The organism is Catellatospora sp. IY07-71, from assembly GCF_018326265.1.
GTDB lineage: Bacteria > Actinomycetota > Actinomycetes > Mycobacteriales > Micromonosporaceae > Catellatospora.
Map to the genome: position 1 here is coordinate 259790 of NZ_AP023360.1, position 23490 is coordinate 283279.

General features: G+C 69.9%; 17 protein-coding genes and 1 pseudogene. 11 read left to right on the forward strand and 7 right to left on the reverse strand.

The window, feature by feature from the left end:
- Positions 1-10: 10 nt before the first annotated feature.
- Positions 11-988 carry a hypothetical protein gene (locus CS0771_RS01225; RefSeq protein ID WP_212839403.1) on the reverse strand — a complete coding sequence of 326 codons (978 nt, stop codon included), beginning with the start codon at positions 986-988 and terminating at the stop codon, positions 11-13.
- 442 nt (positions 989-1430) lie between these two features.
- Between CS0771_RS01225 and CS0771_RS01230 the strand changes: the two genes are divergently transcribed.
- The 5 genes from CS0771_RS01230 (at position 1431) to CS0771_RS01250 (ending at position 6718) form a co-directional block, all read left to right on the forward strand.
- Positions 1431-2864 carry a hypothetical protein gene (locus tag CS0771_RS01230; RefSeq protein ID WP_212839404.1) on the forward strand — a complete coding sequence of 478 codons (1434 nt, stop codon included), beginning with the start codon at positions 1431-1433 and terminating at the stop codon, positions 2862-2864.
- A complete protein-coding gene (locus tag CS0771_RS01235; RefSeq protein ID WP_212839405.1) occupies positions 2861-4336 on the forward strand; it encodes a type IV secretory system conjugative DNA transfer family protein in 1476 nt (491 codons plus the stop codon). The genes CS0771_RS01230 and CS0771_RS01235 overlap by 4 nt, the downstream gene beginning before the upstream one ends.
- Before the next feature lie 124 nt (positions 4337-4460).
- Positions 4461-5321, forward strand: a complete 861-nt coding sequence (locus CS0771_RS01240; protein WP_212839406.1) for a replication-relaxation family protein — start codon at positions 4461-4463, stop codon at positions 5319-5321.
- Between the two features lie 324 nt (positions 5322-5645).
- The gene (locus tag CS0771_RS01245; protein WP_212839407.1) at positions 5646-6491 is read left to right on the forward strand and encodes a DUF2637 domain-containing protein; all 846 of its coding nucleotides are present in this window, start codon (positions 5646-5648) and stop codon (positions 6489-6491) included.
- Positions 6488-6718 (forward strand): hypothetical protein, encoded by a 231-nt coding sequence (locus tag CS0771_RS01250; protein ID WP_212839408.1) that lies wholly within the window; start codon positions 6488-6490, stop codon positions 6716-6718. The genes CS0771_RS01245 and CS0771_RS01250 overlap by 4 nt, the downstream gene beginning before the upstream one ends.
- 244 nt (positions 6719-6962) lie before the next feature.
- Here CS0771_RS01250 and CS0771_RS01255 read toward each other — a convergent pair whose 3' ends face one another.
- Positions 6963-7823, reverse strand: a complete 861-nt coding sequence (locus CS0771_RS01255) for a helix-turn-helix domain-containing protein (RefSeq protein WP_212839409.1) — start codon at positions 7821-7823, stop codon at positions 6963-6965.
- A 262-nt stretch (positions 7824-8085) separates the two neighbouring features.
- Between CS0771_RS01255 and CS0771_RS01260 the strand changes: the two genes are divergently transcribed.
- The 3 genes from CS0771_RS01260 to CS0771_RS01270 all read left to right on the forward strand — a co-directional run bounded on the left by CS0771_RS01260 (position 8086) and on the right by CS0771_RS01270 (position 9964).
- Positions 8086-8229, forward strand: a complete 144-nt coding sequence (locus CS0771_RS01260) for a hypothetical protein (protein WP_212839410.1) — start codon at positions 8086-8088, stop codon at positions 8227-8229.
- A 167-nt stretch (positions 8230-8396) separates the two neighbouring features.
- On the forward strand, positions 8397-9311 hold the full coding sequence (locus CS0771_RS01265) for a nucleotidyltransferase (RefSeq protein ID WP_212839411.1): 915 nt from the start codon (positions 8397-8399) through the stop codon (positions 9309-9311).
- Between the two features lie 101 nt (positions 9312-9412).
- Positions 9413-9964, forward strand: coding sequence for a hypothetical protein (locus CS0771_RS01270; RefSeq protein WP_212839412.1), 552 nt, complete (start codon positions 9413-9415; stop codon positions 9962-9964).
- 894 nt (positions 9965-10858) lie between these two features.
- Here CS0771_RS01270 and CS0771_RS01275 read toward each other — a convergent pair.
- The 3 genes and pseudogenes from CS0771_RS01275 to CS0771_RS38470 all read right to left on the reverse strand — a co-directional run.
- Positions 10859-12406, reverse strand: a complete 1548-nt coding sequence (locus CS0771_RS01275) for a recombinase family protein (protein WP_244870533.1) — start codon at positions 12404-12406, stop codon at positions 10859-10861.
- A gap of 109 nt (positions 12407-12515) precedes the next feature.
- A complete protein-coding gene (locus CS0771_RS01280) occupies positions 12516-12947 on the reverse strand; it encodes a SigE family RNA polymerase sigma factor (RefSeq protein ID WP_212839414.1) in 432 nt (143 codons plus the stop codon).
- 1270 nt (positions 12948-14217) lie between these two features.
- Positions 14218-14673 (reverse strand): annotated as a pseudogene (locus CS0771_RS38470) (SigE family RNA polymerase sigma factor); the annotation flags it as partial.
- A 150-nt stretch (positions 14674-14823) separates the two neighbouring features.
- Here CS0771_RS38470 and CS0771_RS01290 point away from each other — a divergent pair.
- Together CS0771_RS01290 and CS0771_RS01295 are read left to right on the forward strand one after the other, a co-directional pair.
- A complete protein-coding gene (locus tag CS0771_RS01290; protein ID WP_212839416.1) occupies positions 14824-16470 on the forward strand; it encodes an FAD-binding dehydrogenase in 1647 nt (548 codons plus the stop codon).
- A gap of 90 nt (positions 16471-16560) precedes the next feature.
- Positions 16561-18003 (forward strand): carboxylesterase/lipase family protein, encoded by a 1443-nt coding sequence (locus CS0771_RS01295; RefSeq protein ID WP_212839417.1) that lies wholly within the window; start codon positions 16561-16563, stop codon positions 18001-18003.
- 355 nt (positions 18004-18358) lie between these two features.
- On the opposite strand, the gene CS0771_RS01300 is transcribed toward CS0771_RS01295, so the two are convergent.
- Together CS0771_RS01300 and CS0771_RS01305 are read right to left on the reverse strand one after the other, a co-directional pair.
- Positions 18359-19072, reverse strand: coding sequence for a helical backbone metal receptor (locus tag CS0771_RS01300; RefSeq protein ID WP_212839418.1), 714 nt, complete (start codon positions 19070-19072; stop codon positions 18359-18361).
- 9 nt (positions 19073-19081) lie between these two features.
- The gene (locus CS0771_RS01305) at positions 19082-22087 is read right to left on the reverse strand and encodes a bifunctional diguanylate cyclase/phosphodiesterase (protein ID WP_212839419.1); all 3006 of its coding nucleotides are present in this window, start codon (positions 22085-22087) and stop codon (positions 19082-19084) included.
- A 324-nt stretch (positions 22088-22411) separates the two neighbouring features.
- On the opposite strand from CS0771_RS01305, the gene CS0771_RS01310 reads away from it, so the two are divergent.
- Positions 22412-23461 (forward strand): hypothetical protein, encoded by a 1050-nt coding sequence (locus tag CS0771_RS01310; protein ID WP_244870534.1) that lies wholly within the window; start codon positions 22412-22414, stop codon positions 23459-23461.
- Positions 23462-23490: the final 29 nt, after the last annotated feature.

Sequence of the window (23490 nt, forward strand, 5' to 3'; positions counted from 1 at the left end):
CACCTGCTGGTCAGCTGGGCGGTGGCCGATGCCGCCGCTGGGCCAGTTCGTCGGCGCGTTCGTGGGCCAGCAGCGCGGTGACGAGCTTGACCGCCCGGTGCGCGCGCATCCGCGCGGCCGGTTCGGACAGGCCGAGCAGGCGGGCGGCGTCGGTCATGGGGTAGCCGATCAGGCGGGTCAAGGCGATCAGCGCGGCGTCGGGCCGCGACAGGCGCTGTCCGGCGCGCCGCCCGGCGGTCTGGGTGACCAGGCGGGCCAGGGTGGAGTACGCGTCGGCGCGGCCGGGCTGATGGTGCAGGCGCGAGTGGGCGTTGCCGTCGGGCAGGATCTCGTGAAGTAGCTCGAACCCGGCCAGGTCGAGGTTGCGGCGGGCGCGGTTGTGCCGGTTCCACCGCTTGACGGTGACCGTGTAGAGGCAGTGGTCGCGCAGCCGGGCGAAGATGTAGGGCTTGGCGATGTCGAAGCCGTACACCGCTCGGCCGTGTTCGTCGGCTTCGGTGCGGTGGATCTCGACCAGCATCTCTGCGGCCATCACGTGCTGCACGTCGCGCTTGACGGTGGGCGGACGCCGCAGCGCGACCCCGTCTGCCTGCCGGTGCAGTCCCGGGCGGGCAAGGCCCAGGGCGTAGAGGTTCCAAGCTCCGCGGTGGGCTCTGGTCGCGGCGATGACGTAGCTCCACACCCGGTCGACCAGTTCCGGCGGGGCGGACCTGACGCCGACGACCGCCATCACCTCGGGCACGCTCAACCCGTCCTCGGCCGGGTCGTCGGCCGGGTCGGGCAGCGGCGCGTCAGCGTGGAGGACGGCGGCCGGCACGCGGGGCCGAGCGAGTCGGCGCACGAGCCAGCGGATCTGATCCATGGGGTAGTAGGGCCACTCGTGATCGTCGAGCGCAGCATCAAGCGAGCCGGAGTCGGCGTCCCGGCGGTCGTCGGCGCGGATCGTGTCCGGACCGAGGCGGGCGGGCAGCCCGTGACGGATTGGCACGGCGTGTCCTTCCAGCGGCAACACGTGCGGGTTGTCGTGGACACGCCGGAGGCAGGGTGGGCGGCAAGGGTGGCCGGTCGGCGGTGACCGTGTCTGCTCCGGCGTGCTGCGACATCCGCCGGGGCTCGAACAAGCGAACGAGGATCGCGTCCCGGATGCACTCCGGTTGTCGCCCCCGCGCGCCGCCTTGCGCCTGGTGCCTCGACGATCCGGACAGTCCGGCCGTCACCACCACATGAAGACTAGATCACCGACTCTCGTGGCGGCCCGATCTGGATTTCCGAGAAAGTTTCGTTGATCTTGTGAGCCCTGCCCAAGATCAATTCCTCTTTACTTATGAGCGCTTTCCGCTCATGCCGCCTGGGCAGTCGTGCCGGGGCGGCTTTCCCGCTCGTCGCAGCACACCACAGCGTGCCTGCGCGCCGTTCACCTGGAGTTCCGCATGACCTACCGAGTCCTGCTGCCTGCCCCTACCACCCAGAAGGAAGTGATGACGATGAACCCGACGATCATCGCGGTAGTCCTGCTGGCTGCCGTCCCCAAGCCCAAGCCCAAGCCGTCCCCGTCGCCGTCGCCGCAGTCCGAGTCATGGACCGACCACCCTCCCGATCCGCACGGGTGGCTGTCCGGCCTGCTGACCGCTGCCCGAGACTGGGCCCACACCCACCGCGCCCTGCTGGCCGCTGCCATCGTGCTGGCCGTAGCCGCCGTCGTGGTGGTCCGGGCGGTGCGCGCCCGCTGGTGGCTGGCCGCGGTGCGCTCGGCCACCTGGCTGGAAGTCGTTCCGCCGCGCCAGACCCGCATCGGTCAGTCGGCTGCCGCCTGGAAGCTGCTGGCCTCGCTTGCCGCACGGGCCAGCAGCGGCCCGCGTCTGGCCAAGCCGCCGCTGGCCATGGAGGTCCACGCCGAGGGCGGCCGTCTGGCGCTGACGGTGTGGGTTCCGCCGTGGGTCACCGCTGCGGCGGTCGCCAAGGAGGTCCGGCTGGCATGGCCGGGCGCGCTCACGAGGCAGTTCACCGCGCCTGCGACCCGCCAGGGCTGGCACGCTGCCGGGTTCGAGCTGGTGCCGACCCACACCGATCTCGGGCCGCTGGTCGACGACACCCGGCTCGGTACGGACGCGGCCGGAGAAGGTGACCCTCTGCGGGCGGTGTTCGAGGCGCTGCGCAGCGAGGGCGGCCCGAACGTGCTGCAAGTGCTGGTCCGTCCCGCATCCGGCCGCCGGATCAAGGCACTGAGGGCTGCGGCGCGCGGGCCGGTCAAGGCCCGCCGCGGTGTCGCCTCCATCGCCGCCGACGGCCTAGTGCGGGGCGTGTCCGGGGTGGTGACCTTCGCCCTGGACATGCTGACCGACTCCCGCACCCCGGCGGCCGGCACGGCGAAGTCCACGCCACAGCCGCCGGATGCACTGCAACGGGCCGAGATGCGCCAGGCGGGCGAGAAGCTGGCCACCGGACCGCATCTGCTCGTGGCGATCCGCACCTTGTCCGTGCGGCCTGGCAGGGCGTATGCCCGCGCGGAGGCCCGCTCGATGGCGCACGGCTTCGTCGTGGCCGCCAAGCTTCGCCCCCGGCTGCTGCGCCGGGCCGGGCGGGCGGTGGCCGATCGCCGCGCCTCGCGGGGGCAGTGGCTGCTGGCGTCCGCGCACGAGCTGGCGCTGCTGCTGCACTTCCCGACCGACCCGGCACGGCACGGATTCGATGTGGCCGCCCGCACGCGCCTGTCACCCAGGAACGCGGCCCAGCCTGATGCCGAGCCGCCGACCGCGCATACCTCCGGCTGGACCCACAGCCGGTGGAGCGCACCCGAAGGGCTCGCCGTGATCGACGACGACCCCGACCCGTTCACCCTCGACGACGGAGAACCCCACCCATGACAGCCGACAAACCCACGCACGACAGCACCGGCGGGCCGCAGACTTCTGCGGCCCGCCTTCGTCTTCGACCCGAAGGCGACCCCGCCCGCGCACGACCGAAGGCGCTGGGGGTCACCGACGCCGACGCCTCCGGCAGGCTCGTCGGCCTGCACGTGGCCGACTCCCGCTACCACCTGCACGTGCTCGGCCCGACCGGCACCGGCAAGTCCACGCTGCTGCTCAACTACACCCTCGGCGAGGTACGCGCCGGGCGCGGCGTGGCCGTGTTCGACCCGAAAGGAGACCTGACCCGCGACCTGCTCGACCGCCTACCGCCCGAGGCAGCGGAGCGGCTGGTGCTCATCGACCCCGACGAGACGCAGGCGCCGGCCGCGCTGAACCTCCTCGAACTGGCCGACGACCCCTACGACACGGCCGATCAGCTCGTCGGGGTCATGGCAAAGGTCTGGGCCGCGACGTGGGGGCCTCGCACCGACGACCTGGCCCGCCACGCGCTGCTGACGTTGATGCGGCTGCCGGGGGCGAGCCTGGCCGACCTGCCCCGGCTGCTGTCCGACCCGCGCCTGCGCCGGGCGGCGCTGGCGCGGGCCGACCGGCGCGGCCACGACGGCTGGACGGTGGACCTGCACGCGTTCTGGTCCTGGTGGGACGAGCAGACCCCCGGCCTGGTCGCGCAACAGTCGGGGCCGCTGCTGTCCAAGCTGCGGGCGGTGCTGTCGCGCCGCTTCGCCGCCGGGCTGTTCGGCGTGCCCCGCTCCACGTTCTCCCTGTCCGACGTCCTGGACGGCGGCATCCTGCTGGTGCGGCTGCCCAAGTCGATGGGCGAGGACACCGTCAGGTTGGCGGGGAGTCTGCTGCTGGCGGCGCTGCTGCACACCGCCGGACGCCGCTCGGCGCTACCGGAGGCGCGGCGGCGGGACGCGTCGCTGGTCATCGACGAGGCGCACAACTTCGTGAACCTGCCCATCGGCCTGGACGACGCCCTGGCCGACGCCCGAGGGCTGCGGCTGTCGCTACTCCTCGCGCACCAGCACCTCGGACAGCTGTCCCGGTCAGTGTTCGCGGCGATCGACGCCAACGCCCGGTCGAAGGTGTTCTTCGCCCTGGCCCCGTCCGACGCCGCCGACCTGGCCCACCACGTCAAGCCCTACTTCGCCGCCGAAGACCTCATCCACCGCGACGCCTACGGCATGGTCTGCCGCCTGGTCATCGCCGGACGCAACGCCGAGCCGTTCACGCTGCGCGCCCGACCGGCCCCGCCGGTCTGGCCCGGCCGCGCCGAACTGCTCCGCCAGGCAGCGCGCGCCCGCGGCCTGCCCGCCGCCGAGCGGCGGCGGCTTGCCGACGCCCGCCGCCTCGGCCCGCTCGCCCAACAGCAGCCCACTACCCAACATCCGCATGGAGCGGAGCTGTCCAGCCCGGACACGTTCGGCAGTGCCGGGCCGATCCTGCCGCCGGGCAGCGTCCGTTGACCCCGACCCTCAGTCCAAGCCTCGCCCGGTCGGCAACCTCCGGCAGAACCTCTACCCCCCGACCACCTGACACCGCAGGTCAGCCGCACCCAACAGCCGCCCCTGCGAGAAGGGACTCATAAGGATGATCCCAAGAAACCAGCCACACAAAGTCAACGCCCTGCGTACGGCCCCGCCCGGCGGGGCCAACAGCGCCGACGAGATGCGCCGCCTCATGCCCCGCGACCGGTGGCTGATCGACCTGCTCGGCCAGCACCGCGTCTTCACCACCGAGCAGGTCTGCACCCTGGCCTTCGGCAACATCCACACCGCCCGCAACCGCCTCGTGCTGCTCAACTCACGAGGCATCCTGGCCCGCTTCCGCGACGCCGTACGCCCCGGCAGCGAGCAGTGGCGCTGGACCCTCGACCTGATCGGCGAGGTCTACCTCGCCGCCCGCGACGACCAGCCGACCCCGAAGTTCTCCACCATCCGCAACAAGATCAACCGCCTGGCGGCAAGCCCCCGCCTCGGCCACCTCCTGGCCGCCAACGATCTGTTCGTCGACCTGATCGGCCACGCCCGCAACACCAGCGGCGCGCAACTGAGCAACTGGTGGTCGGAGGCGGCGTGCCGCGCCGTCACCGGGGACCTGGTGCGCCCGGACGGCTACGGCGACTGGACCGAGCACGGCAGGCGAATCACGTTCTGGCTGGAGCAGGACCAAGGCACCGAGAAGACCCATCGCGTCATCGCCAAGCTCGACGACTACGCCGCGTTCGCCCAAGCCAGCGGGCGGCGCGACGCGATCCTGTTCCGCCTGTCCAGCCCGAGGGCGGAGAAGTCGTTCCGTACCCGGCTGGCCGCCCACCCCGCCGTCGCCGACGGTCGGCTACTCGTGGCCACCAACGACGGCACCGGCCACCCCGCCACCGCCATCTGGCAGCCCGCCACCGCCCCTGCGAGGGTGCGACTGGCCGAGCTCGCCGACCACCTTCCCCGCTGACAGACCCTCCCGTCAGCGGGCCACAGCGCTGACAGACGGCGCTGTCAGCGCGCAAACCTGGCCGCTGAGATGCAGCTCACACAGGCGTGATCAAGCGTGATCAAGGCTGTGACCTGCACTGTCAGCACCTGTCAGGTTTTCAAGATCGTTTGTCAGCGGATCGTCGCGTTCGATCTCGCTGACAAACCGGATTACCAGATGTCGCACCAGTACGCCCGGCCCGCGCCACTGCGGGCCGAGCGCCACCCATCACGGAAGGCACACACATGCACCTGACCCGACCGACCACCCGACCGCCCACGAGCAGACCCCGCAAGGAGGCACATGACTGACCCGACACCGCTGCACCCGACTCAACGGCTGAGCGGCCGACCGCGCGGCGAGCGCATCGAAGGGATCGTGCAGACGGTCATCATGCTCGCCATCGGAGCCGCCGCCGGGGCGGCCTCCTTCCGCCACGTCCACGACGTCGCGGCCTCCCACGGCCAGACAGGGTGGCTCGCCTGGGCCGACGCGGTCACCTTGGAGGCCGCGAGCATCGCCGCCGGCTTGGAGATGCGCCGCCGCAAGCGCCACGCAAAGCCCGTGCTGTTCCCCGCCGCGACCCTCACCTGCGCGGTGGCGCTGTCCCTGGCAGCCCAGGTCGTCGAGGCCGAAGACTCCGTCATCGGCTGGATCGCCGCAGCGCTACCCGCGCTCGGCTTCCTGGCCATGGTCAAGATGGCCATGGGCAGAGCCGACCCCGCCACCTCAACCCGCCCAGCCGAGGCTGCTGACCGGCCGCCCGGACCCGACCAGCCCCAGCCCGCACCCGACCAGCCCGAGCCCGGACCCACACGGCCCGAGCCCGGACCAGTCCCGGACACGGCGGACCAGTCCGCGACGGTCCCGGACCCCGCCGTGCGGGCACTGCTGCCCGCCGCGCGCCAAGCCGCCGACTGGCTCACCACAGCGGGGGCCAGTTTGACCCGCACCACCCTGGCCCGGCAGCTACGCCGCGACGGCCACCACCTGTCCAACCAGACCGCAACCGCACTCGTGCGCGCCCTCCGCGCCCACGACACCGCCGCGCCCAAGGGCGCAGACGAGGAGCCACCGATGAACGCAACCACCACCACCGCCGCCGCTCGGCCCCGCCCGACGCCGCACACACCACCAGGCGAAACATGACCACCCCGCGACCGCGCCGGGTACCCCGGCAACGACGACCCGACCACGACACCGACGAAGCCGAGCCAGCAACGCCGCCGACCGGCCCACTCGTCCGCTACCTGACCGACCCCGACATCGAAGCCGACATCCAAGCCTTCGTCGACACCGCACCACCCATGAGCGAGGTCAAACGCGCCAAGATCGCACGGCTGCTCGGCACCGACAAACCCCACCACAACACCTGACGCGCACAAAGGGCGTGGCCGCGCCGCGGCCACGCCCTTTGTTGTTCCGCCCGGGAATCTCCTCAGAATCTTATTACCTAGCGGCGAGCCAGATCAGACCTGCAATGATTAGCGCAGCCCCAATCGAGATCATCAATGCAGGAGTCGAGCCGGTCCTCGACACATTTTGGCCACACGCCTGCAACATTGCACCGCCTATACCCGCCGCCAGCATGAGGCAGCCACCTACAAGTAAGAACGCACATCAGTCTGACGAGCCGCCAGATGGAGGATTCATCTGCGAGTTCAGCCGGTCGTAGAGGATAGGAGCAAGGAGCCGATCTAGGTCGTCGCCTGCCGTGGCGCTGTCACCATCGGAAGCTGGGTCCTCCGCATGATGGCGTCCGGTCGACTCGGACCCACGCACACTCACTGCCAGCCCCGGGGGGAGTGTCGGGAGCAGGAAGCCTTCGGCCTGAATGAGCCTGCGATGCTGACGGATTCGGTCGAGACTGTAGGCGAACTCTTGGGCTGCGTGGTTCAGGAGGGACGTCCGACCTTGAGGTCCATCCCCAAACAAGGTCGACTGATCACTACTTAGCCCATCATGCTCGGTGAGTCGCTTGATCCGTGTCTGGATCTGCTGATGTTCAAGCACCAAGAGCCTGTGAATGTCGTATAGCGCGATCGCTCGGCGCGCATCCTGCCAGTTGGCGCGAGAGAAGGACTTGTAGTCAGGGTGACGGGCTCCAAGGATCCAGCCACGACCCAACCACGGCGGCACCTCAACATCCGGGAGTATCTCCACCGCCTCTTCGCGGCCGACGGCAGTGAGGAGCATCGTCGGGGGGACGTCGAGCGCCGCTGCCAGGATCAGAACTTCTGCCACGCCGACCGCATCACGACGCCCGGTTTCAAGGTTCGCGATGACCGTGCGAGGAACCCTGAAGCCAAGATCGCCAGTTCTGTCCGACAGCTGCTTAGCACTGAGTCCTCGGCGCTCACGCCAGTGCTTGATCTGCGACGCAACCGTACGGGTAACGCGGGCGGACCACCCTGGACCGGCCGCCTCGACGTTGCCGGCTCCGGCGGGCGACACCTCGGGCGTATCGTACGCATGTTCCATTTCGTTACCCGCTTGAGACTGTAAGGTGCGTCACGCGCGTACAATATCATCTGCGGAAACTCGACTTCAACGGGTAGTTGTGGATCTTTATGTGTCCTGGTGGCGCAAGCCAGCCTCATAATCTGCCAAGATCTGCGCAACTGATTTGCGGTGCCGAGGCAACCTCACCTACACTTGCCCGAGTGCCTCACGGGGCACACCGGCAACAAGCCGGGAGTTCATTGACAACCCGCCTCAGAGCGGGAGAAGAGAGGCAAGGGTCGTGAAGACCTCAGCGTGGCACTCGATCAAGCAGTCGGTGCACCACAACGAGACGCTCTGCACCGAGGGCAACAACATCGAGCGCGAGAACAAGCGCGAGGGCACGGGCGGCAAGCCGCTCTGCAAGAACTGCGCCGACATCTGACCGAGGTAAGCAGACAGTAGGGCCCCGTGTATACCGAGATGTTTCCGTCACCTCGGTCTACACGGGGCCTTCCGCGCAAACAATACGGCCACTACGGCTCGCCGCGCCATACTCGCGACGACGCCGGTGACCCAGTCGACAACGGACCATGAGCGGGGAGATGAAAGATGGGAATGACCGCGACCGAGCGACGGGAGACGCTGTCGCGATGGATCAAGCCCTCGAGTGACCATGAACAGGATCAGCAGGAGCGGGCCGAGCGCATGGTCAGACAGGCGATCAAGGCCAGCGACGCTTTTGCAAGCAGCAACGTGCTGATCTACACCAAAGGTAGCTATCCGAACAATACGAACGTGCGCAGAGATAGTGACGTCGACGTAGTCGTTGAGCTGCAGGACTGCATCTATTTCGACTATCTTCAAGGCCAGAAACCAGCGAGCGAATCTAGTTCTCCGTACTCCGGGTCATGGACGCCATCGACGTGGAGATACGCAGTGCGGAACGCGCTGGTTGGTTACTTCGGATCCGACGGAGTCGATGCCACGGGCCGTATCGCAATCAACGTCAAGGCCGTGGCCGGAAGCCGACCGAGCGCAGATGTCGTTCCCAGCTTCGACTACCGCCGGTATGATGACCCCAACCGTCGCACCACACACATCGGAAGCTGTGTATTTCCCAGTGACGGCGGCGACAAGATCGTTAATTGGCCTACCCAGCAGCTCACCAACGGACGAAGCCTTAATACCAGCACTGGCGGGCGGTACAAGTACTACGTTCGGGCGCTGAAGAACGCCGAGAACACCCTGGTGTCCCTCGGCAAAATCAAGGACCTGCCTTCGTATTTCATGGAATGCCTCATCTACAACGTTCCTAAAGATTACTTGACCAGTGGCGACCTCAGCCGAGGATTTGAATTGACCTTGAGCCATCTCTGGTCAAAGTTGAATGATGGTTCTGCGCAGGAGACCATGGTCGAGCCCAATGACTTGAAGTGGCTCTTTAAGGGACACCAGAAGTGGACCGTGAATGACGCCAAGACTCTTGTCCTCGCAACGTTCGACCATCTGGGATATGGTGAGTAAGTGTCATGAATAGGCCCACGGCCGCCGTCCGATACGCCATACTCGGTGTCGGAGTGGTGTACACGGCACTTCTGTACTTAGCCGGATTCCAGTTTACGGGCTTGTCAAAGCACCTGATCGCGCTACTCCCCGCCGCCGGCACAGTTGCCTTAACTCTTTGGGACGGCTGGCTCTGGAGAATCGCGCCCCTTAACAAGCTAGTACATCGCCCGCGCATTGATGGTCTGTGGCAGTTGACCATCACCCCGACCTCCGAGAGTCACATCCCTCCGGGCGGCAATCGTGGTCCAATCCTGGCCTTTATGACAGTTAGTCAGTCCTACTGGTCTATCCATGTCCGTTTGTGCACCGTGGAGAGCGTGAGCCTGAGTCGCAGCTTCTTTTGGGAGCACCCAAATGGAGCGGACACTGAAAGACTAGTTTTTGTCTATGAGAATGAGCCTCGCCACATCCACCAGCACCGCAGCGTACGCCACATCGGCTCATGTGTCCTGGACATCGTTGGTAAGCAACCGGACAATTTTATGGGGACTTACTTCACCGACAGATATACCAAGGGTGACATGGAGTTCGAACTGATCGACCGAACAAAGGATTATGCATCCTTTGCCTCAGCTCAAAAGTATGTAGAAACGTTACGCAATGGGCGATGAGCTTGAGCGACGATCGACTTTTGTGCATCGGGGCAAGATAGCTCGTAACTGAGTTGGGCTTTGCTCTGATCAGCTACGTTGTAGATTCGAACCTGCCTCGTACCCGATTCCCGAGCTTCTCGCGAGGGGAGAGTGGTCCTTCCGACCGTCACGTCCGACGAGTAAAGGTCAACAAAGTTGGTCTCTACCTCGCCCTGGCCCTGCTGCTGGTGGTCGTTGCGACGCTGAAAGGGGTTGTGCCCATGATCGCTGACTTGCTGTTCGAAGTTCTGCTGTACGTCGGTGTGATGGTCGGGAGTCGGGTATGAGGCAGGTCTGCATGAGCCGCTGTGGCCGTTACCTACCTGCGTAGAAGCGGCACGGCCTCTGGGTCCGGGTTCGAAAGACCCCCGATGAGGTGCAGGTTGCGTCCACGGCAAGCCCCCGCATCAGCGCAATATGGTGCCCTGTAGCCGCGCCCCGTCGAGCGTCCTACGGCCGGCCGGTTGCCTATGGCGTCCAGTACAACCCCACCGAGTATCCCGGCTGACCGCCCCGGCCCGCACGAGCCGAACCCCGGTGCACCCTGACCGGACCTCGACCTCACCGGACCAGACCCGGACGACGGGGACCGGTCCGGGACGTCCCGGACCAAGCGGTCCAAGCACTCCTCCAAGGCGCGCGTCACGCCGCCGAAGCCCTCACCGACGGCGGCCCGCCGCTCAACCGGACCTCCATGGCCCGGCACCTGCGCGAGGGAGGCCACTCGCTGCCAACCAACATCGCGACCGCACTCATCCGCGCCCTGCGCGCCACACCGACCCCACGACACAGACGCGCCCGCCACGGGCGCAGCCTGACCAGGACGCGACGAGGGCGTAGCCGCCGGCGGCCGCGCCCTCGTCGCGTCCCACCTCACCCGCCCGTGACGACCGAGGCCGGGCGCTCAGCGGGCACCGCAGCGTCGTCATCCAGTAGCAGCCAGCGCTTGGCCACCCGACTCCCGCTGAACTTGCGCGTGCCCTTACCCGCGGGCATCAACTTCAACTCGAAGATCTCCTTGATGATTTCGCGCTTGCGGGCCACGTCGTCACCGAGCGCGGCCCACTCGGCCTCGGCGTGCGGGCCGATCATCCCGCGCAGCACCGGCGGCACCCCCGCCTCACGCGCCTTGGCCTCCGCGCCCTTGATCCGCTGGATCAACCCCGGCTCCACGCGCCGGAACGACGTCGCCGTCACGTCACCGATCTCGGCCGCCGCCCGCCACTCCTCCAACTCCGCCCGCAAACGCTGCGCCTCCGCACGCGCCCGCACCACGCCCTGGTCATCGAACACCCGGTGCAAATTCTCGTACGTCGCAGGCCGCGACAGCCAGCCGACCACGATCCGTTCCACGTATTCGTCGAGGTACTGCATCTTCACCGCCGCGCACCGCTTGTGCAGGCACGAGTACACCTGCCCGGTCCAGCCGTGCCGGTTCACGTTGCCCACCGACAACGGCCCCCCACACTTGCCGCACTTGACCAGGTACGACAGCAGATAGTGCGCCCGTGCGGGCTTCCACGTCGTGCGCTTGGGGTCCTCCAGCATGTTGCGCACCGACCAGTACGACTCCTCGCTGACCAGACCCTCCCATATGCCCTCGGTGACCTCGTCGAAGTGTGACCGCTTGCCGATGTAGGCGATGTTCAACGCGATCTTGCGGACGATGCCGCGCCGCCACACCCCGCCCTGCGACGCCGGGATACCCCGTTCGTTCAGGCTCTCCTCGATCCGGATCAAGGGCACCCCCTTGGCTACCTTCTCGAAGATCTCCCGCACCACCCCCGCCTTGGTGTACTCCGTCTTCACTCCGGTGGCCGAGGTCGCGACGTGCACCTCCTCATCGGCGCGCTGCTCCAGCAGCACCTTGGTCTTGGAGTGGTAGATGCGCTCGAACCCGTAGGCGAGCTTCCCGTGCGGGCGACCGGCCTGCGCCGCACCGTTCACCCCGCGCTGCACGTTGTCGCGGATGTAATCGGACTGGAACTCCGCCTGCACCGCCTGGAAGCCCAGCATCATCCGGTCGTTGCGGTCACGCAGGTCGTACAACTGCCCGCCGACCAGCCAGAAATTCAGCCCAACCTCGCTACACAAGTCACGAATCTTCACGTACACCGCAAGATCACGCTCCTTACGCGAGATCTCCCACACCACCAGCACGTCATCGGTGCCCGACCGGATGCGGTCCATCAAGTCCTCGAACCCCGGCCGGTCCTTCTTCGCGTGCCGCGACGCCGACCGGTCGTTGTCCCAGAACGACTCACCCAACTGCCACGAATGCCGTGCCACCTCGCCGTGGTTGAGCTTGCGCTGATCGGTGACCGACTTGCCCTGCTTCTTCTTGTCCTGGCTCGCACGCTCGTACGTCAACGCCGACACGAGATCCCCGCCGGCCAGAAGGTCGGCCTTCGAGTCCCACACCCGCCGACCCGGCCCCGGAACCGACCCACCACTGCGTGATCGCGGCCCTGCCATTGCCATCACCTGCCCATACGTCCACATTGGCTACCAACGCCATCGACCTTAGCAGCTATGGACCCATTACTGTGCCGATGGAGCAGCCCATGGCGGCGGCCGTCTCCGCCTCCGTCAGGTCCTCGTAGTAGCGCAGCACGACCACCGCCCGCTGGCGGGGCGCGAGCGTATCCAGGGCCCGGCCCAGCACGACCCGGTCCACCACCTGGCGCGGCTCGTCCGGGCCGGGCCACTCGGGGACCTGCGCCATCGGCCGGGCCGGGCGCCTGCGCCACCACGAGATGTGCTCGTTGATCATGATGCGGCGGATGTACGCCTCCGGCTGCCCGTACTCCATGATCTGCCGCCACCGCGCGGCCGCCTTCGCCAGCGCGGACTGCAGCAGGTCCTCGGCCGCGTGATGCTCCCCCGTGAGCAGGAACGCGGTCCGCGACAGGGCTCCCCCGCGGGCCACGACGAACTCGTGGAACCCGTCGAATCTGTTCATGTCCTACCTCCGACCCCACTACGCGGCAGGAAGGCAAAGGGTTGGCTCGGCGGTGTCCTCTTCAGAGGGACTCCCAGCAGCCCGGCAGACGGTACCGGGCGCCGTGCAGGTCGACGGCCGCGACGGTGGCACCGGGCCGCGACCGCACCTTGACCGCCGCGCCGTCCCGCCAGAGCAGCTCCGCGCCGCGGAAGCAGAGGGGCCGGAACTCGCTCGCCCGGCCGACCCGCTCGGCCGGCTCTAAACGGGCCGACACCGTGCCGTCCACGGGCGAGAACTCCAGGTAGGCACCGATCCGCCAGCCGAGGTCCTCCTGTGACACCTCGACTGCCACCGTGCCGTCGACGGTGACGTGCATCGGCGCGAACACCGCCGAGGTCCGGCCCACCTGCTCCCCCGGCCTCAGCCATCCGCTGATCCCGACCGCCAGCCGCCGGACGGTGCCCGTCCGTGGATCAAGCAGCTCCACCGTGACGGTGCCCCCGTCACCGGCCCTGATCACGTTGCCACCGCCGCTGCCCCGGCCAAGCACAGGCACCTCCAACTGCTCCGCACCGACCTCCCCCAGCCTGCGGTCGCCGGTGCCCGGCCCGGCCACGCGCACCAGTTCTCCGGTGTCGAGCACACCCGCGACGCCCCACCCGCCGGGGTGCTGTGGCACGGTCAGGACCGTGCCCGGCTCCGTCGACTCGACCGTGTAGCCGGACGGCGGACGCCAGAGGAACATCCAGTCGCCCGACGGAGACCAGCGCATCTCCTGCACGCCGGGCAGCAGGCGCTCGGAGGTGCCCGTCAGATCGCGCAGCAGCGCCCCCTCGCTGACGTACCAGAGCAGCCATCGGCCGTCCGGGGAGACCTCGGCCGGTGGGAAGTACAGCCCGTTCGGCGTGGTCAACCGATACCACTCGGCTCCGGCGAGCACGTCGAGTTCCACCCGCGCGGCGGTGATCCCATACCGCAGCAGCGAGGCGGGGCCGACGCCGCGGTCGCGCGGCAGGTCCGCGGGGGTGGCGGCGGGCGCGGTCAGCCGTGTGGGGGCCGGCGGGATCGGTGCCCATGACCGGCTGGGCGACGGCGTCGGGGTCAGCGGGGGCGGCACGGTGTCTCCGCCACCGCGTAGGCCGAAGAGCACCGCGGCCAGCCCGAGCAGGAGCACCGACAGCGCCGCGCCGGCCGCGGCCCGGCGCGCCCGGGTGTGCCGGGCACGCGTCACGGCGGCTTCCGCGTCGGCGTACACCCGTGCCTGTTCGGCGAACATGGGCAGCGCGGACCGCAGCTTGCCGATGGCAAGGTGGGTCTGGCTCTTCACGGTGCCGACCGAACAGCCCATCGCGGCGGCGGTGTCGGCCTCGGACAGGTCCTCGTAGTAGCGCAGCACGACCACTGCGCGCTGCCGCGGGGTGAGCGTGGCGAGCGCCTGCCCGAGCACGACCCGGTCCACCACCTGGTGCGGCTCGTCGGCGCCGGGCCGGTCGGGCAGCTCCGCCATGGGCCGGGCCGGACGCCGCCGCCACCACGAGATGTGCTCGTTGATCATGGTGCGCCGGACGTACGCCTCCGGCTGCCCGTACTCCATGATCTGCCGCCACCGCGCCGCCGCCTTGGCCAGCGCGGACTGCACCAGGTCCTCGGCGGCGTGGTGCTCGCCGGTGAGCAGGAAAGCGGTCCGCGACAGGGCTCCCCCGCGGGCCGCGACGAACTCGTGGAACCCGTCGAATCTGTTCATGTTCTGACCTCCGACCCCCACTACGCAGCGGGACGGCCGCAGGTTGGAGGTCATCCTGCACCATCGGCCGGGAAGCCGGGCGACCACTAACTGAAGAAGTTTCGCGTTGGATATGCTGCCGGTCACATCCCCGGCTATGGAGAGGGCACCGTGGACGCAGACGTCATCGTGGTCGGAGCAGGGCTGGCGGGGCTTGTCGCCACCGCGGAGCTGGCCGACGCCGGCAAGCGCGTGATCCTGGTGGACCAGGAGCCGGAGGCCTCGCTCGGCGGGCAGGCCTTCTGGTCCTTCGGCGGCCTGTTCCTGGTCGACTCGCCGGAGCAGCGGCGCATGGGCATCAAGGACTCGCGCGAGCTGGCGCTGCAGGACTGGCTGGGCAGCGCCGGGTTCGACCGCGAGTGCGACGCCTGGCCCCGGCGCTGGGCCGAGGCGTACGTCGACTTCGCGGCCGGTGAGAAGCGGTCCTGGCTGCACGCGCAGGGGGTGCGGTTCTTCCCGGTGGTGGGCTGGGCCGAGCGCGGCGGTTACCTCGCCGACGGGCACGGCAACTCGGTGCCGCGCTTCCACATCACCTGGGGCACCGGGCCGGGCGTGCTGGCGCCCTTCCTCCGCCGGGTCCGTGCCGCGCAGGCGAAGGGCCTGGTCACGCTGGCGTTCCGGCACCGGGTCGACGGGCTGACCCAGACCGGCGGCGTCGTCGACGGGGTACGCGGCGCGGTGCTGGAGCCGAGCGACGCCGCACGCGGCGAGGCCAGCTCGCGGACCGAGACGGGCGAGTTCGAGCTGCGCGCCCAGGCCGTGGTCGTCACCTCCGGCGGCATCGGCGGCAACCACGACCTGGTGCGGCGCAACTGGCCGGAGCGGCTGGGCACGGCGCCGCAGCGGCTGCTGTCCGGCGTGCCCGCGCACGTGGACGGGCGCATGCTCGGCATCACCGAGGACGCGGGCGGCAACCTGATCAACCGTGACCGGATGTGGCACTACACCGAGGGCATCGCCAACTGGGCGCCGATCTGGGACCGGCACGGCATCCGGATCCTGCCCGGCCCGTCCTCGCTGTGGCTGGACGCGACCGGCAAGCGGCTGCCCGTGCCGCTGTTCCCGGGCTTCGACACGCTGGGCACGCTCGAGCACATCATGCACACCGGGCACGAGTACACCTGGTTCGTCCTGACCCAGAAGATCATCGAGAAGGAGTTCGCGCTGTCGGGCTCCGAGCAGAACCCGGACCTGACCGGCAAGTCGGTGCGCCAGGTGCTGAAGCGGGCGCTGCCCGGCGCGCCCGGCCCGGTCGAGGCGTTCAAGCGGCACGGCGAGGACTTCGTCGTCGCGGACTCGCTGGACGAGCTGGTCGCGGGCATGAACAAGCTGACCGGCGAAGGGCTGCTCGACCTCGCCGACGTACGCCGCCAGGTCGAGGCGCGGGACCGGGAGATCGACAACGCGTTCACCAAGGACCTGCAGATCACGGCGATCCGCGGGGCGCGCAACTACCGCGGCGACAAGATCGTGCGGGTGGCCACGCCGCACCGGCTGCTGGACCCGAAGGCGGGGCCGCTGATCGCGGTCCGGCTCAACATCCTCACCCGCAAGACGCTGGGCGGGCTGGAGACCGACCTGGGCGGCCGGGTGCTGCGCGCCGACGGCAGCCCGCTGCCCGGCGTGTACGCGGCGGGCGAGGTGTCCGGCTTCGGCGGTGGCGGCGTGCACGGGTACCGCTCGCTGGAGGGCACCTTCCTCGGCGGCTGCATCTTCTCCGGCCGCCAGGCCGGCCGCGCCGCCGCGTCCGCCGTCTGACCCGCTCCGCGAGGTTAGGAAGGGCACCTTCTTCATCGGAAAGCGATAAGAAGGTGCCCTTCCTTTCCCTCGGGGCGGGACAATCCAGGCATGACGGAGACTGCGGTCGAGGTGGTGGTCGGGACCGGGAGCGGGCGGGTACGCGGGCGGGTCAGCGACGGCGTCGCGGTCTTCCTCGGCATCCCCTACGCGGCGGCGCCGTTCGGGGAGCACCGGTTCGCGTCACCGGCACCCGTGCCGGCCTGGGACGGGGTGCGCGACGCGCTCGCGTACGGGCCGACCGCGCCCAAGGCGCCGTTCCCGCCGCCGCTGGACCGGCTGCTCAGCGATCCGGACATCCCGGGCGAGGAGTTCCTCAACCTGAACGTGTGGGCGCCCGCCGGGGCCACCGGGCGGCCGGTCATGGTGTGGATCCACGGCGGCTCGCTGCGCAACGGCTCCAACAGCCTGCCCACGTACGACGGGCGTAACTTCGCCCGGGACGGCGTGGTACTGGTGTCGATCAACTACCGGCTCGGCATCGAGGGCTTCGGCGTCTTCCCCGACGCCCCGGGCAACCTCGGCCTGCGCGACCAGATCGCGGCCCTCGGCTGGGTGCGCGACAACATCGCCGCGTTCGGCGGCGACCCGGGCAACGTCACCGTGTTCGGCGAGTCGGCCGGCTCCATCTCCATCGGCGCGCTGCTGACCAGCCCGTACGCGCAGGGGCTGTTCCGGCGGGCGGTGCTGCAGAGCGGCGCGCCGACCGCGCAGCAGCCCGAGGCGGCGGGCCGGTCCACCCGCATGATCGCCAAGCGGCTGAAGATCCCGGCCACCGCGGCGGCGTTCGCGGCCGTCCCGCCGGAGCGGCTGCTCGCGGCGCAGGTGGCGATCACGAAGGGCGGACCGCCGCTCGGCAACGGCAGCGGGTTCACCCTGTCCGTGGACGGCGACGTGCTTCCCCGCGACCCGATGGTCGCGCTGCACGAGGGCGCGGGGGCGGACGTGGAGCTGCTGCTCGGCTACAACGCCGAGGAGTACCGGCTGTGGTTCGTGCCCAGCGGGCTCGTCGACCGGATCAACCGGCTCACGCTGCGCCTGGCCCTGGCCAAGTTCCGGGTCAAGGCCCGCACCGCGCGCGTCTACCGGGCGGCCCGGCCGGAAGCGTCGCCCGGCGAGCTGCTCGGCGTCATCGCGACGGACCGCCTGCTGCGGCTGCCGCTCAACCACCTCGCCGACTTCCGCCTGCCCCACCGCACCTGGCTGTACGAGTTCGCCTGGCCGTCGCCGGTGGAGCGGCTCGGCGCCTGCCACGCGCTGGAGATCGGCTTCGTCTTCGACACCCTCGACTCGCCCGAGGGCCTTCCCCTGGCCGGCCCGAACCCGCCCCAGTCCCTGGCCGACGCCATGCACCGCGCCTGGGTCGACTTCGCCACCACCGGCGACCCCGGCTGGCCCGCCTGGGACGCCACCCGGCCCGTGATGCGCTTCGACGCCCCCGACTCCCGCCTCGTCCGCGCCCCCAACGACCCCGAACTCAACGCCTGGTCCTGAGGAAAGGAAGGGCACCTTCTTAACGCTATGCGTAGTGGAAGGGCACCTTCTTAACGCCACTGGGACCGGGCGCGGCGCCTGCCCTCGCCGCGCCCCCGCCTCGGGCCGCGCCGACTGCCCGAGGCGGGCGGGGTGCCCGGCCAAGATCGGTAGTTCGTGTCAGAACCTTGCCCCAGACCGCAGATCTTGACACGAGACCGCGATCTTCACGCGCCAGACCACACATCCGGACACGAGACCCCGATCTTGACATGCGCGACCAGGCGAATCGGCGCCAGACGGCGATCTTCACGCCGAGGTCGGCATACCTCGGTGCGGGACTGCGGCCCTTCCGGTGCGATCTTCCCGGGTCGGGTCAGGCGGGGCTGGACAGCTGGGCGGCGAGCAGCGCCGGAGCCTCGGCCAGGGACGGGCCGTACCAGGTGAGGTGCCGGCCGGAGACCAGCGCGAAGGGCACGCCCGGAAACGCCTCCGGACCGTCGTCACGGGTGAACGCGTAGGGCTCGTCCGGCAGCACGACCAGGTCGGCGGCGCGGGCGTGGAGTTCGTCCAGGGACGGGCGGGGGTAGCGCTCGTCCGCGTCCGCGTACACGTTGGCGATGCCGAGCCGCCGCAAAACGTCCCCGGCGAAGGTGTCCGAGCCGAGCACCACCCATGGACGCCGCCAGACCGGGACGACCGCACGGCGCGGCGCGACGGCGGGCAGCCCCGCCCAGGCGGCACGGGCCCGGACCAGCCAGTCCGGCTCCCCGGCGGCACCCAGCACGGCCACCAGGCGGCCCAGCTCGTCGAGCGCCTCGTCCACCGTACGGGGGTAGGTCACGTGCAGCGGCACGCCCGCCGCGCGCAGGGCGTCGGCGTCGGCCTCGCGGTTCTCCTCGACGTTGACCAGCACCAGGTCGGGCCGCAGCGCCAGCACGGCGGCGACGTCGGGATACTTGCTGCCGCCCACCCTGGCCACCGTGAGGCCCGCCGGATGCGTACACCAGTCGGTCGCGCCGACCAGCACCTCGGGCACGGTCGCCGCGACCGCCTCGGTCAGCGACGGCACCAGGGACACGACCCGCACCGGACGAGACTAGTCCGCGGTGGGCCGGTCGAGATCGTCGACCAGCCAGCGCAGCGCCTCGGCGGCGGGCAGCGGCTTGCTGAACAGGTAGCCCTGGCCGTACGGGCAGCCGATGTCGGCGAGGATCTCGCGCTGCTCCTGCGTCTCGATGCCCTCGGCGATGACCTCCAGGCCGAGCGTGTTGGCCAGCCGGACGATGCCCTCCACCAGCGCCCGCTGCTGCGCGGACACCGCGATCTCGCTGACGAACGACTTGTCGAGCTTCACCACGTCCAGCGCCATCTGCCGCAGGTAGCTCAGCGAGGAGTAGCCGGTGCCGAAGTCGTCGATCGCCACGCGCACGCCCGCCTCGCGCAGGTCGGCCAGGTCGGTCCAGACCTCCTCCTCCTCGTGCAGCAGCAGCGACTCGACGATCTCCAGCATGAGCCGGTTGGCCGGCAGCCCGGCCTCGTCGAGTTCGCGCAGCAGGTCGACCACGACGCCGGGGGTGCGGAACTGCCGGGCCGAGATGTTGATGCTGACGTACGGCCCGAGCCCGGCGTGCGTCGGCCACCGGGCGGCCATCGCCAGCGCCTGCCGGACGACCTGGGTGCCGATGGGCACGATGAGGCCGGACTCCTCGGCCAGCCCGATGAACTCGCCCGGCCCGAGCGTGCCGCGGTGCGGGTGCTCCCAGCGCACCAGCGCCTCCAGCCCGACCGTGCCGCCGCCGGTCAGCCCGACCACGGGCTGGAAGCGCAGGCTGAACTCCTCCTCGGCGATGGCCCGGTCGAGGTCGGCCTTCAGCTGCAGCCGCTCGACGAGCGCCTCGTGCAGGGCCGGCTGGTAGCGCCGCCACTGGCCCTTGCCCTCGCCCTTGGCGGAGTAGAGCGCCAGGTCGGCGTGGCGCAACAGCTCGTCGCCGTCGTCGGCGTGCCGGGTGGTGGCCACCCCGACGCTCGCGCCCGCGGGCACGACCTGGTCGCCGACGGGCACGGGCGCGGACAGCACCCGGATCACCTTCTCCGCGACGGCCTCGATCGCGCCGGTGCCCGCGGCGTCCTCGATCAGCGCGGCGAACTCGTCGCCGCCCAGGCGGGCGGCGGTGTCGTGCGGGCGGAGCACCCCCCTGAGCCGTTCGGCGACGGCGGTGAGCAGCTCGTCGCCGACCGGGTGGCCGAGCGTGTCGTTGACGTCCTTGAAGTCGTCGAGGTCGATGAAGAGGACGCCGGTGATGGCGCCGTTGCGCCGGGCCCGGTCCACCGCCAGGGTGACCCGGTCGATGAAGAGCGCACGGTTGGCCAGCCCGGTGAGCGAGTCGTGGAAGGCCCGGTGGGTCAGCTCGCGCTCCAGCCGCCGTCGCTGGGTGACGTCCCGCAGGGTGATCACGAGGCCGCCGACGGTCGGGTCGTCGCGCAGGTCGCGGCTGGAGACCTCGACCTGCAGCCGCCGGTTGCCGAAGCCCCACACGGTCCAGTCGGTGGTCTCGCCGCGCCGCTCCTGGCGGACCCGCAGCAGGTAGCCCGCGCAGCGCTCGCGCTCCTCCGGCACCACCAGGTCGAGCAGGTGGCTGCCCTCCAGGGCCTCGCGGCCGAACATCGCCGCGGCCGACGGGCTGCAGTAGCGGATGTCGTCGCCGTTCCCGACGATCATGATGACGTCGGCGGTGTTGTGCACCAGCGCCCGGAAGTACGCCTCGCTGTCGCGCCGGTTCACCTCGTCGTTGAGCATTATCCGGGACAGCGCCAGGGCCGCCTGCACGGCCAGCACCTCCATCGCGCCCTGCAGCGTACGCAGTACGTTCTCGTCCGCCCCGACGAGCAGCGTGCCGATGCTCCGGCCGCCCGAGGTGCCGTTGGCCGGGGCGAGCGGGCAGCTCAGCACCGACGCGAACCCGGCCAGCTCGGCGGAGTGCGCCGGATGCAGCGCACGGGGGTCGGCCACGACCGCGGCTCGCGGCGGCGACGCGGCGGTGCCGGGAGGCACTGCCTCGTCCTCGTCGACGGCGAGCACGACGCGGTGCGGGCAGTGCGGGGGCATCAGCCCGGTGGCGGTCTCCCGTACCACGTCGGTGACCTGTGCTACGTCGGTCGCGGCGACCAGTTCGGCCCCGGCCTCGCGCAGCAGGCGCTCCCGGGCGAGCGAGTGCCGGTGCACCCGCATCGCGTCGACCAGCCGGATCAGCACCAGCACGAACATGGCGATGCAGAGCAGCGCGATGGCCTCGGCGTTGCGCACCGGTCCGCGCAGCGCCTGGAACAGCAGCACGACCGGGGGGATGAACGAGGACAGGCCGAGCAGCACCACCCGGCGGCTGCTCAGCTCGGCGGTGGGCGCGGGCCCCGGCTCGGACAGCCAGACCATGGACGGCAGCAGCGCGGCCAGGCCCCAGCCCCAGTACAGCAGCATCCAGCCGACGTCGAGCGGCCCGCCGATGTGCCAGAACCCGTCGAGCCGGGCGAACAGGTGCAGGTTGTCGCTGACGAACATCCCGGCGCTGCCGGCCGCCAGCAGCGCCACCGACGCGCTCCACCGGGCCAGGATCACGATGCGCACCACCATCGCCAGCAGCAGCAGGTCGGCGAGCGGGTAGGCGACGGCCGCTATCTGCTCCAGCGCGGTCAATCCCGGTGTACGGAACCGCGGCTCGACGAGGAACATCCACGCGAGCAGGCCCAGGGCGAGCAGGAGGGTGACCGCGTCGAGCACGCCGGCCCGGTCGCGCACCGGCGAGCCGGACCGGGCCAGTCCCATCAGACCCGCACTCATCAGCACGAACATGACCAGATAGCACATGTCGATGACGAACGGGACCTCGTACGGCGCGAGCCGGTCGCTGTTCAGCACGGCCGAGAAGGTGTCGCCTATGACGAACAGCACCAGCGCGCCCGCCAGCAGGCGCCAGGGCAGCGGCTCCCGCGGCCGGTGGCGGCGCACGCCGTACTCGATCGCGGCGGCGCCGCTCAGCCCGAGCACAGCCCAGATCGCCACCTGCCACGGCCTGATGGCGTAGAACAGCACGCCAAGCAGCACCATCCAGGCCGTGAAGAGCACTGAAACGGCGCGAGACGACACAATTCCCTCCGGCTAACACTATTACGGTGCCGATGCCGCAACGCGAAAACCAACGTTTCGGGCAAAGCCGGGCACGCTCGTCGATCGCTTTGAGCACCGCTTGCCGGACCGGGTAATCTGACCGCCTGCCCCATGGCACCGAGGCTGTCTCACATAAAGAACTGCCGAAGCCACCGTCGCGCATCCCCGACGACAGGCCCGGCCGCCCGGCCCGCTGCATCCCCCGCAGCCCGCCACCCGGCGCCGGTCCGGTCCGCGCGGCGAACGACGGAAGGAAGCACCTCCGTGACCCCCACCGTGCCCCACCGGCGTCCCCGCCGAAGGCGCTCGGCCCGCCTCGCGGTGCTGCTCGCCGCACTGATGGTCGTGACCGGCCTAGCGCCCGCCGCGCCCGCGCTGGCCGAGCCCAACGAGGGCAGCTCGAAGACCCTCAAGCAGCTCCGGGAGAACCTGGACGCCGCCGCCAAGGGCTACCTGGAGGCCCAGGCGGCCCTGGAGGCGTCCGAGGTCAGCCAGAAGGCGCTCGCCGCGGAGCTGGCCACGGCCGAGACCGAGCTGGAAGGGCTGCGCCAGAACGTCGCCGCGTACGCCGCCGAGGCGTACAAGACCGGCAAGCTCGGCCTGGTCAGCCTCATGATCGACGGCTCCGGGCCCGGCTCGCTGCTGGCCAAGGCCGGCGCCATGGACCGGATGACCCAGCGCGACCAGAGCAAGATGCGCGACTACCGCACCCGCAAGCAGGAGGTCACCGCCAAGAAGGCGGCGATCAACGTGCAGGTCAGGCTGCAGCAGGACGCGCTCAAGGAGATCGAGAAGCGCAAGAAGGCGGCGGAGAAGGCGCTGGCCGTGGCCGACGGGCGCAACTCCAGCGGCTACATCAACCCGAACTCGCCGCTGGCCAAGCCCGCGCCGCGCAACTCCGACGGCTCCTGGCCGAAGGAGAGCTGCTCGATCGACGACCCGACGACCGGCGGCTGCATCACCCCGCGCACCCTGCACGCGATGACCCAGGCCAAGGCCAACGGGTTCAAACGGTATGTCTCCTGCTACCGCTCCGGCGGCGACGGCGAGCATCCCAAGGGCCGGGCATGCGACCACGCGTCGGCGACCGACGGGTTCAAGAACTCGTCCGCCTCCGGCGGGGACCGGACCTACGGCAACAACCTGGCCGCGTTCTACGTCAAGAACGCGAGCCGGCTGGGCGTCATGTACGTCATCTGGTACTGCCAGATCTGGGTCAACGGCGCCTGGAAACGGTACAGCTCGACCGGCACCACCTGCGGCGACAGCCCGGCCGGCGACCATACCAACCACGTACACGTGTCGATCCTCTGAGCATCGCCGGCGAGCGGGGCGTCTCCTCC